The sequence below is a fragment of the Ruegeria sp. AL3 genome (genome assembly GCF_056536065.1).
Genome location: NZ_JBQFJG010000002.1, coordinates 777,894 through 790,759 on the forward strand (window position 1 = coordinate 777,894; position 12,866 = coordinate 790,759).

A 12,866-nucleotide genomic window follows, 5' to 3' on the forward strand; every position below is an offset into this window, starting at 1 on the left:
ACCTACCCGTCGGCCTCATCCATCAATCCACGCAGCCACCGACCGGCCAGCCATGCCGCAGGAATACCCAGTGGAATCGACCAGAGGATTGCAGGCACCGGTTCGATTGCGCCGAACCCGACGCTGTGCAGGATAAGCCCGAGCAAAAACAGGTTGATGGCCACGGTCAACGCCGTGGCCGGATACAGCAGAATGGCCAGTTTCCAAACTGGCCATTTCCCCTCAGTGGCTGGTTCCTTCCGAGAAGGTGATCTTGTTCCAGACATTGTATTTCCCCGAAGGTTTGCGCATCGGCAGGCGGCGGATTTCCTCCAGCGTCTGCGCGTCATAGACGATCACCGCGCCGTCATCTTCCCAGATTGAAACCAGCGCGTGGCTGCCATCTCTGGTGAACTCGACATGGGCCACGGTCTTGCCCGGTGCAGGGCGCAGGGTCTTTACGATTTCAAGGCTTTGCTTGTCGATGACGTGCATCGCGTCCTTGTTGGGGCCAAAGAAAACATCGGCCCAGACATAAGGCGAATTCTCATGGCTGCGCATGAAGAACCCGGGCCCTTCGGTCTTGATCCGTTTGACGGTTTCCCAGCTTTCCATGTCGATCACCGACACGGCGCCGTCTGTCAGGTGCGGCGTGGCCATCACGGTCGTATCGCCGTGTTTCCATGTGATCCCCGAGCCCAGATGCGGCATTCCGGGCAAATCCAGATCGGCCACCTTGTGCCCGATCACCAGATCAATCACTTGCCCGCCCTTGCCATCGCGGGACGCCCCCATGACATATTCATAACTCTGGTCGAAAAAGAAGTCGTCCAGATAATCAGCTGTGGTGATCTTGCGCACAGGGAATGGATCAGGGTTCTTGAACTGGCCTTCGATGCGGAAATCATGACCAAGCCCGGATTGCGGGGGATTGGCGCCGTAGAACACTTCCCAAATCTCGGGCACATCCTTCAGCGCCAGAACAAAGCTTTCCCGCGGAGGGGCCTGGTAGACCGCAGAGACGCGGCTGGGCAGGCCCTTCTTGCTTTTGACCTCGATGACCTTTGCGACGGAAAGGTCTTCGGTGGACAACACCGTCAGGCTGTTGGGCAGGTAGTTCGCCACGGCCACCCATTTGCCATCGCCCGACATGGCGATGTTGCGGCTGTTCAGGCCGGCACGCACGCGGCCCACCTGTTTCAGCGCCCAAATGTCGTACTTCTGGACCCAGCCATCGCGCGACATGATGAAGACATACCGCCCATCCGGGCTGAACTTGGGGCCGCCATGCACGGCGAAGGGGGTTTCGAACCGGTCCAAAACCTCGAACGTGTCGCCGTCCAGAACGCTGACATGGTGATCGCCGGTTTCCACAACCAAGGTGATGTTCATCGGGTCGCTGTCCCAGACGGGCGCATCCACCGGCACATATTCCTCGTCCAGCGTCCGGCTGGCCAATATCTGGGCCTCGCCCCATTCGGGGTCGGATTCCAACGGCGATTTCAACCAACCGGCCAGCTCTTCGATTTGCAGAGCATCCAGCTCGTGCGAGAAGGCCGGCATTTGTGTCGCCGCGCGCCCTTCCGCGATTACCGCAGCGACCCGGGGACCCCGCATGCGTTTGAGCGTTTCAGGGATCAGCGCGGGGCCAACCCCGCCCAGACGGTTCTCGCCGTGGCATGAGGCGCAATGTTCAGCGTAATCCGATTGGGCATCCGCCCAGGCGGTGCCCGCCAGCAACACCGAGCACAACGTACCGAATGTGAGTGTCTTAAAAGAACTGATGCGCCGGATCATGGCTTTTCCCCCGAAACGGTGTGACCTGAAGGCGTTCCCCTGCGTCATCCACACCGATTTCCTGGTTGGACAGGTAACAGGCCGGATCCTCGGCCCACGGATCACCGGTCAATTGCAGGGCGCGGATGCGGGTATTGCCGCCGCACACGTCCTTGAGTTCGCAGGCTCCGCAGCGCCCCTTCAGCGGGCGTGGGCGGGTGCGGAGCATGGCAAGCATCGGATCATCGCCGGTCCAGAGTTCGGAAAACGATTTGGTCTTTACGTTGCCCACCGTGTAGTCAGACCAGTAAGTGTCCGGATGGACCCGGCCGAGATTGTCGATATTGGCAACGCCCAAGCCACTTGAGTTTCCACCCCACGCAGCCAGGTGCGCGCGCACATGTGCAGCCTTTTCGGCGTCGAAATGCGTGCGAATCCAGTTCAGGAAATATCCGGCATCAGCGTCGTTGTTCCCGGTCACGATATCCAGCGGACGGCCGCCCGATGCGGCTTCCCAGGCGCGTTCCAGCAACAGATCCAGGCCTTTGCGCGTGCGCTGATGCGCGGCATCTTCGCCCCGGTTCTTGTCGCCGCGCCCCGCATAGACAAGATGCGACAGGTAGAATTTGTCGACACCTTCATCATCACAAAGGCTCAGCAAGTCAGGCAAGTGATGTTGCGTGCCTTCGGTCAGGCAGAACCGCAGGCCAACCTTGATGCCGCGCTTTTTACACTCTCGCACGCCGCGCAGGGCGTCCGCAAAAGCGCCCTCGACGCCGCGAAACCAGTCATTCGTCGCTCCGATCCCGTCCAGCGAAATGCCGACATAGTTGAAGCCCACATCCGCGATCATATCGGCGGTTTCGTCGTAAATCCGGGTCCCGTTGGTCGACAAGGCCAGCATTGGCACCAGATCACGGGCGCGTTTTGCGATGTCGAAGAAATCGAACCGGTCCAGCGGTTCCCCACCCGAGAGGATCAGGGCCGGGACGCGAAACTGGCCCAGATCCTCAAGGGTTACCATGGCTTGCTCATGGCTGAGCTCACCTGGGAACGCGACATCCGCCGAGACGGTGTAGCAATGGCGGCACCTCAGGTTGCAGCGCCGCGTCAGGTTCCAGATCACAACCGGCTTTACCGGACCGGGGCGCCGTTTGCGCACCGGAGTCGGCTTGACCAGCTGATGCATGTATTCGGTCAGGCGGAACATGTTTCAGCCTTTCTGTTTCAGGCGCAGCCCGGTCTTTTTCAGGATGCGCGTGGAATAGAGGATGTCGCTGCCGCAGCAGGCCGATCCCAGAATCGCGGCAATCTGCCCGCGTTTGTCTTCGACCTCATCGCGCGAGCTGCCGTGGACCATGGCGAACAGGTTGTAGGGCCAGTCGGGCAGGGCGCGGGGCCGTTCATAGCAATGGGTGACGAAAGGCAGTGCCCCGATATGAGCGCCCAGTTCGGTGATCAGGTCATCCTGCACGTCCCAGACGGTCATGCCGTTCGACGTCATGCCCAGCTTGTAATGGTTGGGGGCTGCCGCGATCCGTCGGATCACCCCGCGCGCCTTCAGCGCGGCCAGCCGGTCCAGCAGGGTGGCCTCGCTCAGGCCCAGATCGGCAGCGACCTGCGCATAGGGCGCGACCACCAAGGGCAGTCCACCCTGGAGCGACTCGATAATCTGTCTGTCTGTTGCGTCGATCATGCCGCCACCCGGAAGCCGATGAAAAATTCCTGAAGTTTGGGGAAACGGAGAACACGGATCCCCGTTTCCCGTTCGATGGCATCGGCGGTGGCCTCGATCCCCTCGGGCGTTTCGGTGGCCAGCACGAACCACATGTTCAGCCGATGCGTGCGTTCATAATTATGTGCCACCTCGGGATGTGCATTGACTTTGGTCAGGACGGTTTCGAATTCTTCGTCTGGAACGGCCATTGCGCAAAGGCAGAAAGCCCCACCCATGGCCGCGGCGTCGAAAAACGGACCGAACCGCGTGATGACGCGGTCATTTTTCATGCGGCTCAGACGCGACAGCAATTCCGCCTCGGACAGGCCAAGCTCTGTGGCGACGGTTGCGTAAGGGCGCGAAGTAAGCGGCAGATCCTCTTGCATACGATTCAGGATCGCTCGATCCGTTTGGTCCAGCGTCATGCGGCGACCTCCTTTGCCTGAATCAGCGCGCCGGTCTGTTTGAAACAGCGGGTTGAGAACAGGACCTTGTTCCGTGCGCCGGCCAATTCGGGCAATGCAATCGCACCCGCCAGAACATCCAAAGCCTCATTGCGTGTACGGGCGTGGATCATGGAATACAGGCGATATGGCCAGACATCGGGAACCGGATTACGCTCATAACACAGGGTCACCCCCGGGAAGGCGGCCAAAGCCGGACCGGCGGTTTCAATCTGTTCTGCCGGCAGGTCCCAGACCACCATCGCATTGGCCGACCAGCCAAGCGCCCGGTGACGCACAATGACGCCGAGTCGCGAGATTATTCCGGCGGCATGCAGGGCTTCGACCCGCTCCATCACGTCGGTCACATCCCGTTTCAGCGAACGAGCCAGAGCGGCATAGGGTTCTGAGACCAAAGACAGCCCGGAACTCAGAGACTGTAGCAGGCAGCGATCGCCCTCGCGCATGACGGATGCATCGACCTTTCGCGCCGTAGGTACGTTTTTGACTCCGCCAGTCATGCGAAAACCAAGATCCACGTTGAAAGGGCGTACCAGCCGCAGGTCCAGCACCTGCAATCCGGTGGATCGACTGATCCGCGCCAGAGTATCGTTGACATGCGTGCGGTCCGGTCCGGTCGCAACAAACCACAGGTTCCACGCGTCTTCGCGTTGATAATTGTGATTCACGCCGGGTTCGGCATCGATCAGGGCGGCAACCTCCTCCAACCGATCTTCCGGAGCCGCCACGGCAGCCAGCGTGCTGGCCGTCACCGCGCCGGGTGTGATGGTGGCGCCAACCCGTGTAATACGGCCCGTGGCGCGCATCCGGGACAAGCGATGAATGACTTCTGCTTCGTCCAGCCCGAGTGCGTTACCCAGCATCTGGAACGGTCTCTCGGTGATCGGGAAGTCGCGCTGAAATTCGTCCAGCAGGCGACGGTCGATCGGGTCCGTGATATGTCGCATCGTTTACAGCCCCGTTCTGTGCGCACGGGCGGTGAAGAAGATGCCAGACGGGCTGTCGGCGTCGATCTCGCGCAGTTTTTCAAAACTGTGCGTGTCGTAGACCATGACCTTGTTGGCGTCGCGCACGCTGATCCAGACTTCATGCCCGCGCGGCGTGAACTCCATGTGCAAGACTGCGGGGCCGGGCTTGAATTCGTGGATGATCTGTTTGCTGACACTGTCGATCACCTGAATAGTGTCATTCAGCGGGTGGGCGAAATTCACCCAGACCTGCCGTCCATCGGGGCGGGCCATGGCAAAGACCGGTTGCCCGTGGGTTTTGGTCCGTCCCGTTTCGGTCAGAGTGTCGGCGTCGATCCACAGAACCTCGTGATGGCCGACAGCGGGCAAAACGAACTCTCGGCCCGTCAGCGCCCAGCCTTCCAGATGAGGCATCTTGTAGACCGGCATTTCTTCCTGACCACGCCCGTAATCGGGAAGAACCCGGATCGGTTCGGGTGTTTCGGCCCACAGATCCAGCGCGGTCAGGCCGTCCTCGCCAAACAGACCGGTGATATAGGTGCGGCCATTGGCAGTGATCAGCGCGTCATAGGGGTTCTTGCCCATGTCTGGGATCTTGGTGATCTCTGGTGTGCCTTTTGCGAAATCGGCAATCCAGGTTTCCCCAGTGTCCCACATCGTGAAAACGAACCGCCGACCCGGCGCATCGACCAGGCCGATGGTTTTGCTGTCGGTCGGGATGTCAGCGACCATCTCAAGCGTGTCCGCATTAAACACACGCACGCCGCCGGGTTCGTAATTCGACACGGCCACAAGCTTGCCATCGTCCGAAATCGCCCCGCCGATGGCGTTGCCGGCCTGCACGACGCGGTTCACGATATGGCGGGTCACGATGTCGATCTTGGTCAGCCCGCCGTCGCGGCCAAACACATAGGCAAACCGTTCATCAGGCGAATAGACCAAAGACGCATGCGACAGATCACCCAATCCCTCGATCCGGGCCAGAGCTGCACGGTCGGATTGATCCACAAGAAGCACCGAGCCCTTGGCGCGTTCGATGACCAGACCAAGGTCGCCTGTCGCGGTCGGTTCAGCCTGCGCTGTGGTGATCATCAATGTGGCTGCAAGGCCAAGAATGAAATGTTTCATTGTGCCTCCTGTTCCAGCAGGTAACGGGCGATCCATTCGGCCTCTTCTTCACTGATCAGGGGCCGCCATGGGGGCATCGCGGTGTCGGGGATGCCGTCAAGGATGACGCTGGTCAAAACATCCGCGTCGTAATGTTCAAGTGTCTCACTGCGCAGATCGGGACCAAGACCGCCTTTCAGGGACAGGCCGTGACAGGAACCGCAATCCTGATGCACAAGTCTTTTCAGGGTATCGGGATCGATGACATCCGCCGCGAAAGCAGAGGTCGCGGCCAGAACGGCAATGGTCAGACAGGTTCGCGCCGCCCACCCCGAGCGCCCCGGCGATCTGTCGGTGCATGTTTGGACAATCCCCTGATCTCGTCTTCCCAGCTTAGCCATGGGCCTGTTCCAGAAGCTCGGCCACAGGCCGTTCGGCATAAAGCGAAACCACCTTGCCAATGATAAACAGCGTCGGCGCCTTCAGGTCGGCCGCGCGAACATCCGTGGCCAGCTGGTCAAGCCGTGACACAAGACGACGCTCATCAGGTGTCGTGGCCTTGCCCACCGCCAGAACCGGCGTCGAGCCCGGCAGGTTTTCGGTCATCAACCCCATGGCGATCTGACCGATATTGGCGACGCCCATGTAGACCACCAGTGTCGAGTCCGGATCGGCAAGACGTTTCCAGTCCAGATCCAGTACTTTGTCGGCCTGCCGATGTCCGGTGACATATTGAACCGAGGTCGCCAGCCCGCGATGGGTCAGCGGCACACCCGTCGAACAAGACGCCCCCTGGGCTGCCGTGATGCCCGGTGCGTATTGGACAGCGACACCGCGGGCCATCAGATAGGCAGCCTCTTCCGAGCCGCGACCAAAGATCATGGGGTCGCCGCCTTTCAGCCGGGCAACCGTGTGACCTGCGCTGGCTTCTTCAAGCAGTATTTCGTTGATGCGGTCCTGCGGAACGGTGTGGCATTTGGGGGCCTTGCCGACAGGGATCAGCCGGGCGCCTTCCGCGTGCAAGTTCAGAATGTCGGCGGACACCAGCCGGTCATAAACCACGACGTCCGCTTCTTGCAGCATCCGCAGTGCGCGCAGGGTCATTAGCTCGGGGTCGCCGGGGCCTGCGCCAATCAGAAAAACCTTACCGCTCATGTGCAAACTCGCTTGGTCTGAAAGTCTTCGAGACCCGGGATCCCATGCAGATCCGTTGCGTTTGCAAGACGTTGCTGGGTGGACCGGGCGTGTCATGGGGGAAGATTGGCCCAATCGAAAACCAACCTCCTTGACATAAGTTAAGGAGCGCGGGATTTGCGCCCGCGCTCCTTCATCTTGCCTGTATTGTGCCTTGTTTCAGGGTTCGACGGTGATCATTCCGATCATGTTCTGTGTCTCCCAATGCGGGCCGCACAGATAGTCCTGTGGGCCGGGCGTGAGAAAGGTCAGTTCAACCGATTCCTCGGGGAACAGCCGATCACTTTCAGGTTGGCTGCCATCCTTCAACAGAACGGAATGGCTGGTGCGTTTGTCGACATTCACCCATCGGACAGTTGTGCCTGCCTTCACCGTCAATTCGGATGGGCAAAAATTGTATTTGTACATCAGCACCACTTCGGCGTCTTCGACGGCCGACGAAGGCTGACCGAACAACTCGACATAGCGCTCTTCGGCCTCGGCACAGATTTCGGCGGTTTCGTCCGCCCAGGCGGGCGCGGCCAGAAGCAGCAGCGCGGGAAGAAGGCGAAGGGGTTTCATGGTCCATGTCTCCTTTCCAAAAGTGGCCGGGGCCGGATTACCCGGCCCCGATCCGTCATTGTTTGACTACGTTGATGAACGCGCTGTCATCATCCAGCGCCAGGCTGGTATTCAGCGTCACGTGGTGGAACCGTGCGGCGGTAAAATCGTCGTGGATGGCAAAGCCAACGGTATAGGTTTTGCCCGCCTCCAATGGCACATCACCGGGCGCGCCCGAATTCAGGGGGCGTGTAAACACCACGGTCCACATGCCACCGGACAGTTCGGCCGATGCGGCGATTTCACCATCATTGACCACGCGCTGCTCCAACAGATAGCCATTGGTGGCGCTTCCGTCGGCGTAGACACGCATCAGGTCAAGATAGGTGCCGTCGGCCAGATACTGCTCGATCTGTTCCTCGGCCTTCAGCTTGTCCCAGCCCCCCAGGGTCTTGCCGCGGCGACCTTTGATCTCAACATCCGTGCGGCTTTCGCTGATGTACTTGGTAACGGTGTCCGTGGCATTGAGGCGACCGGCAACATCCGCATTGGAGGCGATCGCATCCACTTCGGGCGCAAAAGGCATATAGGTGTTGTCGGCGTGGCACGAAGCCCAGCATCCCACCTGATCGCCAAGCTCGATACCAGTGCCGGTAATCATCATGGCAACCTTTATCTGGTTGTCCGGGTCCATCTTGCCGCCATCGACGAACGGGGCAGGGTTGTGACCCGCGTCCGGCCATTGCAGGCGAATGTACAGGTTTTCGTCGTCATGCGCCGCCTGAACGGTTGCATCGATGACACCGCGTTTGCCCGGAATCGGGGTTGGCTCAAGATCTCCACCCGCAACGATCTTGTTGCCGATGGTGTCCAGTTCCTTGGCGTGACAGGTGGTGCACTGATCCCCGCCTTTGGTCAGGGGGCGCGCGCCACCATGGAACTTGCCATTCTGGACCCATTCAAACGAGGCCTGACCAGGGTAGAAGAGTTTCAGATCCGCCGCGGCCACTGCGTTCCAGTCGATGTTGGACCCAACGTCGCTTGCGCCGCCAGAGGGCGCCGCGGCGTCTTCACCGGAGGTTTTTGCGCGTTCTTCGTCTAAAGCAGCGTCAACAGCCGCTGCGATCTGGGCTTGAACGGCCTCTTGCTGAGCCTTTTTGGCGGCTTTTTCTGCTTCTGCTTCAGCGGCCTCTTTGGCTTCGATCTTTTCGAGACTGGCCAGATATTCCGGAGGGATGGGCCGGATGAAGTCCGGGTTCGGTGCTTCAAGCTTTTCCAGATACTCTTCGTCCGCCCGTTCGCGTGCATCCGAGTGTGCAATCCCCTTGTGGCAGTCGATACAGGTCTGTCCGACAGTCATCGCATTGAGGTGCTGCTGACGGGCGCGTGGTTTCTGGAATTCGGGCATCATCGATTCGAAATCGTGACAGTTGCGGCATTCGCGCGAGTCTGTGGCCTTCATCCGCTCCCATTCGTTCATGGCCAGATGTACACGTTTGGCCTCGAACTTTTCACGGGTGTTGATGGTACCGACCATCTTGCCATACAGCTCTTTGGACGCCTTGATCTTACGGATCATCTTATGGGTCCAGTCTTTGGGCACGTGGCAGTCGGAACAGACAGCCCCCACGCCCGACCGGTTCACGTCATGGATCGTGCCGGTGTATTCTTCGTAAACAAAATCTCGCATCTCGTGACATGAGATACAGAATTCCTTGGTGTTTGTGGCTTCCATTGCGGTGTTGAACCCGCCCCAGAAGATGATGCCGGCGGCAAAGGCCCCGGCGATACCGGCCACAGGCATTCCCCATAGGAAATACCGGCGCCAGATCGGTTTTTTCTTTTCCGGTTCGGAGGTCATATCCGGGCTCCGTTTTGGCTGTATTGTCTGGCCCTTGGTGGCAGGCCGGTGAGTTTGGCTGATGACTCAAACAAGGAAAGGGCGGGCGAGGGGCCCGCCCTTTCCTGTAGTCGTCCTGACCTCGTCAGGTGACGTGGTTCGACCGGTTGTAGACGTTGAACTTGCCGGTCGGGGCGTAAAGCCCCTCAATCCGACCGATTTCTTCCAGCGTCTTCGCGTCGAAGATCACGATCTGACCGTTGGGTTCCTTCGAGTCCGACAGGTTCCACTTAGAGACCCAGACCTCGGTGCCATCCGCGTTGAATTCGAAGTGAACAGCGGCGCTGCCTTCGTCTTCGGTGATCTGGATGGTTTTCACGATCTCACCGGTCTCTTTCGAGATGACCTGCACAGATTGCTGAATCTCAGGCTCCGGGTGCTTGGTCTGGTCAGCCCAGATGTAGTCCGAATTCGGGTGGGTGCGGACAAACAGGCCGGGGCCGTCGGTTTCCACTTCGTAGCAGATCTTCCAGGCATCATCCGGACGGTTTTCCGGATCGTTCCCCCAGACAGTCACGGTGCCAACGCCAAGGTGGGTTGTACCAGCGACAGGGCCACAGTTCGGGTCGACCCAGTTGGCGCCCGGACCAGGGTGCGGCAGCGCGGCTGTGTCGATCATCGCCTCAAGCTTGTGGGTTTCGGTATCGACAACCACCATCTTGTTCGACGCGTTTGCAGCGATCTGGAAGTAACGGCCTGTCGGGTCAAAGAACCCGTCATGCAGGAACTTGGCGCTGTCGATCTTGTCGATCCGCAGGTTGTCCAGATCGGTATAATCGACCTGCCACAGCTGTCCCAGTTCTTTCACTGCAACGATCCAGGTGGGTTCGTTCGGAGTGGTGTAGATGGCAGCCACCCGGGCTTCTTCCACATACTCGCCGTCAACGTTCACGCCGCGGGTCGATACGACCTTGACCGGTTCCATGGTCTGGGCATCAACGATTGCAAAGTGCGGCGGCCAGTAGCCACCACCGATGACGTATTTACCATCGCCGGAAACGGCGACGTCACGGGCGTCATATGCAATCTTGACTTCGGATACCAACATCTTGTCCGGCGTCTGCCAAAGGTCGATCTTGGTCATCTTGCCGTCGCGACCCATGGTGTACCAGAACCGGCCAGGCTGTTCAGGCTCTTCCAGCGAGTGGTGCTCGGATGCTTTCAGAACGTGCACTGCATAGCCGGTGGGGATGTGCGTCAGCACTTCTTTGGTGTCGCCGTCGATCACGGCCACCTTGCCGACGTCACGTTCGATGACGACAAAGAAGTTTTCCCAGTTGCGGCCGTGCAGCGGCTCGGTCGGATAGTCCTCTTCTTCGACATAGACCTTACGCGTCGCCATCATCTGTTCCAGCGACATTTCAGGTGGTTTTGGCGGCTCCATCATGATGTAGGTCGCCATATCCTTGATTTCCTGCTCGGTCATGATGTCCGAGAAGTTGTTCATGCCGCCTTCGGTACCCCAGGCGATAATCTTTTCAAGACGTTCCTGCCCCAGTTGGAGGGTGCCGCCTTCTGTTACTGTGCCGTCGGCGGCGGTCTTTTTCCAATGCGGTTCCAGGTTTTTACCCGTGGCACCTTTGCGCAAGACGCCGTGGCAGCCTGCGCATTGTTCGAAATAGAGCTGTTTAGACGATTCAAAGGCTTCTTCGCTCAAAGTTGGCTCTTCGGCGAAAGTCGGAGCAGCGACGCTGCCCAACAACATTGCCAATCCGACCCCGAAGGCGCGGCCGGGTTTGTTGTAGCTGATTCCAAGTGACATGATCACTCTCCATATGCGTGGTGAGGCGGTGTCGAGAGTGAAACATCACGTGGATGTCATCCTTGACCAAAGTCAACGGGAAGGGCGCAGACCAGGCACTTTGGACAGAAAACACGGATCAAAACCCCCAATAAAACTTGTGTTTTTCACACATGTTTAAGCCCGGTCTTGATTTTGGTTAAGGGCGCCGGGTCTTGTGGGCAATACACATTGTTCAACGGCGGAAAAAGCTATGGAGAGCAGGCATGACAGCTGTAATCGCGCGTGTTTTCAGTGAAGGGTTCCGGGTCTTTTTTCTTTCGGCGGGTCTTTACGGTATGTTTGCAGGGGTCGCGTGGGGCGTATGGTTGGCGTCGCTCGACGGACTGATGCCCTATATGGACCAAAGCTATGCGATGCCCCCGGTGATGTGGCATGCGCATGAGATGATTTTTGGATATGCAACGGCCGCCTTGGGGGGATTTTTTCTGACCGCCGTGCCGAACTGGACCGGTGCGCCCGAGGCGCGGGCCCGTTTTATCACGCTTGTCGCATTGATCTGGATGGCCGGGCGTCTGGCGGTCTGGTTTTCCGGAGTGTTGCCACCCTTGTTCGTCGCTGTTGTGGACCTGAGCTTTGTCCCCATTCTGGCGCTGAAGATTGCCAGTCAACTGGTTCGTCGACCCAAGCCCCAGAATATGGTGTTTCTGTATCTTCTGGTTCTGATGCTGGCCTCGAATGTAATGGTCCATTTGGAATGGATGGGGGTCACGGTGGATACGTTGAACACCGGCATCCGGGCCGGGCTTTTGACATTGTGTTCGATGATCGCGATCCTGGGCGGCCGGATTACGCCCGCTTTTACTCGCAATGCCATGAAAAGAGCGGGTCAACCCGAAGCATCGTGGCCGGTAACCGTGGCCTGGCTGGACAGGGCGACGATGATTCTGGCGCTGCTGCTGCCCCTGCTTGTGCTTGCACTTGATGTCGGGCCTGTTGCGGGAGCTGTTGCTTTGGTGATGGGCTTTGTTCAACTGCTACGCATGGCGCGTTGGAGAACAGGCTGGGCTTTGCGTCAACCGATCCTGATCGCCCTGCATCTGGGCCTCGGGATGCTGGCCCTGGGTCTGGTTCTCTGGGGGATGGCTGCCATTGGAATGGGAAATGAGATCGGCGCGCTCCACGTTCTGGGTATTGGTTGCGTTGGCGGCATGACCCTTGCCGTAATGAGCCGCGCCGCCTTAGGCCACAGCGGTCGCCCCCTTGTCGCGCCAAAGCCCATGGCGATTGCCTATGGCTTGATGGCGGTTGCAGCGCTTGTGCGTTGGCTGGGATCCGACATGGCGGGAGGGTACATAGCGGCGATGCTGACTGCGGATGGATTTTGGATCGCGGCAATGGGGCTGTATCTGTTTGCCATGTGGCCTGCCCTGACCGGCCCCCGCGCCGTGCAACAGTCCTGAAGTCTGTTCGGGCGGCG

13 protein-coding genes are annotated in these 12,866 nt (G+C 59.3%); 1 reads left to right on the forward strand and 12 read right to left on the reverse strand.

Annotated features, from left to right (window positions below):
* Window positions 1-2: 2 nt before the first annotated feature.
* The 12 genes from ACR3E6_RS19955 to ACR3E6_RS20010 all read right to left on the reverse strand — a co-directional run bounded on the left by ACR3E6_RS19955 (window position 3) and on the right by ACR3E6_RS20010 (window position 11,407).
* The gene (locus tag ACR3E6_RS19955) at window positions 3-266 is read right to left on the reverse strand and encodes a hypothetical protein (RefSeq protein WP_171169778.1); all 264 of its coding nucleotides are present in this window, start codon (window positions 264-266) and stop codon (window positions 3-5) included.
* On the reverse strand, window positions 223-1,776 hold the full coding sequence (locus ACR3E6_RS19960) for a nitrite reductase (RefSeq protein WP_171635881.1): 1,554 nt from the start codon (window positions 1,774-1,776) through the stop codon (window positions 223-225). The genes ACR3E6_RS19955 and ACR3E6_RS19960 overlap by 44 nt, the downstream gene beginning before the upstream one ends.
* Window positions 1,751-2,965 (reverse strand): heme d1 biosynthesis radical SAM protein NirJ, encoded by a 1,215-nt coding sequence (nirJ, locus tag ACR3E6_RS19965; protein ID WP_480488962.1) that lies wholly within the window; start codon window positions 2,963-2,965, stop codon window positions 1,751-1,753. Before nirJ ends, ACR3E6_RS19960 begins: the two co-directional genes overlap by 26 nt.
* Before the next feature lie 3 nt (window positions 2,966-2,968).
* A complete protein-coding gene (gene ahbB / locus ACR3E6_RS19970; RefSeq protein WP_171723688.1) occupies window positions 2,969-3,451 on the reverse strand; it encodes a siroheme decarboxylase subunit beta in 483 nt (160 codons plus the stop codon).
* Entirely contained in the window at window positions 3,448-3,897 is a 450-nt protein-coding gene (locus tag ACR3E6_RS19975; RefSeq protein WP_171635888.1) for an Lrp/AsnC family transcriptional regulator, read from the reverse strand. The genes ahbB (ACR3E6_RS19970) and ACR3E6_RS19975 overlap by 4 nt, the downstream gene beginning before the upstream one ends.
* Entirely contained in the window at window positions 3,894-4,883 is a 990-nt protein-coding gene (gene ahbB, locus ACR3E6_RS19980) for a siroheme decarboxylase subunit beta (RefSeq protein WP_171635890.1), read from the reverse strand. Before ahbB (ACR3E6_RS19980) ends, ACR3E6_RS19975 begins: the two co-directional genes overlap by 4 nt.
* Before the next feature lie 3 nt (window positions 4,884-4,886).
* On the reverse strand, window positions 4,887-6,032 hold the full coding sequence (locus tag ACR3E6_RS19985; RefSeq protein WP_480488964.1) for a cytochrome D1 domain-containing protein: 1,146 nt from the start codon (window positions 6,030-6,032) through the stop codon (window positions 4,887-4,889).
* Window positions 6,029-6,412, reverse strand: a complete 384-nt coding sequence (locus ACR3E6_RS19990) for a c-type cytochrome (RefSeq protein ID WP_171723690.1) — start codon at window positions 6,410-6,412, stop codon at window positions 6,029-6,031. Before ACR3E6_RS19990 ends, ACR3E6_RS19985 begins: the two co-directional genes overlap by 4 nt.
* Window positions 6,405-7,166 (reverse strand): uroporphyrinogen-III C-methyltransferase, encoded by a 762-nt coding sequence (gene cobA, locus ACR3E6_RS19995; protein ID WP_480488967.1) that lies wholly within the window; start codon window positions 7,164-7,166, stop codon window positions 6,405-6,407. The genes ACR3E6_RS19990 and cobA overlap by 8 nt, the downstream gene beginning before the upstream one ends.
* A 198-nt stretch (window positions 7,167-7,364) precedes the next feature.
* Complete coding sequence (locus ACR3E6_RS20000; RefSeq protein ID WP_171635896.1) at window positions 7,365-7,766, reverse strand: cupredoxin domain-containing protein; 402 nt, start codon at window positions 7,764-7,766, stop codon at window positions 7,365-7,367.
* 55 nt (window positions 7,767-7,821) lie between these two features.
* Window positions 7,822-9,606, reverse strand: a complete 1,785-nt coding sequence (locus ACR3E6_RS20005; protein ID WP_480488969.1) for a NapC/NirT family cytochrome c — start codon at window positions 9,604-9,606, stop codon at window positions 7,822-7,824.
* 124 nt (window positions 9,607-9,730) lie between these two features.
* A complete protein-coding gene (locus ACR3E6_RS20010) occupies window positions 9,731-11,407 on the reverse strand; it encodes a cytochrome D1 domain-containing protein (protein WP_171635900.1) in 1,677 nt (558 codons plus the stop codon).
* A 245-nt stretch (window positions 11,408-11,652) separates the two neighbouring features.
* On the opposite strand from ACR3E6_RS20010, the gene ACR3E6_RS20015 reads away from it, so the two are divergent.
* Window positions 11,653-12,849: an NnrS family protein gene (locus tag ACR3E6_RS20015; RefSeq protein WP_480488971.1), complete on the forward strand. Its 1,197-nt coding sequence runs from the start codon at window positions 11,653-11,655 to the stop codon at window positions 12,847-12,849.
* Window positions 12,850-12,866 lie beyond the last annotated feature (17 nt).

Bases quoted from the DNA above. Each gene is read 5' to 3' on its own strand.
- ACR3E6_RS19960 (WP_171635881.1), bottom strand. From the start codon at position 1,776: ATGATCCGGCGCATCAGTTCTTTTAAGACACTCACATTCGGTACGTTG.
- ahbB (WP_171723688.1), bottom strand. From the start codon at position 3,451: ATGATCGACGCAACAGACAGACAGATTATCGAGTCGCTCCAGGGTGGA.
- ahbB (WP_171635890.1), bottom strand. From the start codon at position 4,883: ATGCGACATATCACGGACCCGATCGACCGTCGCCTGCTGGACGAATTT.
- ACR3E6_RS19975 (WP_171635888.1), bottom strand. From the start codon at position 3,897: ATGACGCTGGACCAAACGGATCGAGCGATCCTGAATCGTATGCAAGAG.
- ACR3E6_RS20015 (WP_480488971.1), top strand. From the start codon at position 11,653: ATGACAGCTGTAATCGCGCGTGTTTTCAGTGAAGGGTTCCGGGTCTTT.
- ACR3E6_RS19985 (WP_480488964.1), bottom strand. From the start codon at position 6,032: ATGAAACATTTCATTCTTGGCCTTGCAGCCACATTGATGATCACCACA.
- cobA (WP_480488967.1), bottom strand. From the start codon at position 7,166: ATGAGCGGTAAGGTTTTTCTGATTGGCGCAGGCCCCGGCGACCCCGAG.
- nirJ (WP_480488962.1), bottom strand. From the start codon at position 2,965: ATGTTCCGCCTGACCGAATACATGCATCAGCTGGTCAAGCCGACTCCG.
- ACR3E6_RS20005 (WP_480488969.1), bottom strand. From the start codon at position 9,606: ATGACCTCCGAACCGGAAAAGAAAAAACCGATCTGGCGCCGGTATTTC.
- ACR3E6_RS19955 (WP_171169778.1), bottom strand. From the start codon at position 266: ATGTCTGGAACAAGATCACCTTCTCGGAAGGAACCAGCCACTGAGGGG.
- ACR3E6_RS20010 (WP_171635900.1), bottom strand. From the start codon at position 11,407: ATGTCACTTGGAATCAGCTACAACAAACCCGGCCGCGCCTTCGGGGTC.
- ACR3E6_RS19990 (WP_171723690.1), bottom strand. From the start codon at position 6,412: ATGGCTAAGCTGGGAAGACGAGATCAGGGGATTGTCCAAACATGCACC.
- ACR3E6_RS20000 (WP_171635896.1), bottom strand. From the start codon at position 7,766: ATGAAACCCCTTCGCCTTCTTCCCGCGCTGCTGCTTCTGGCCGCGCCC.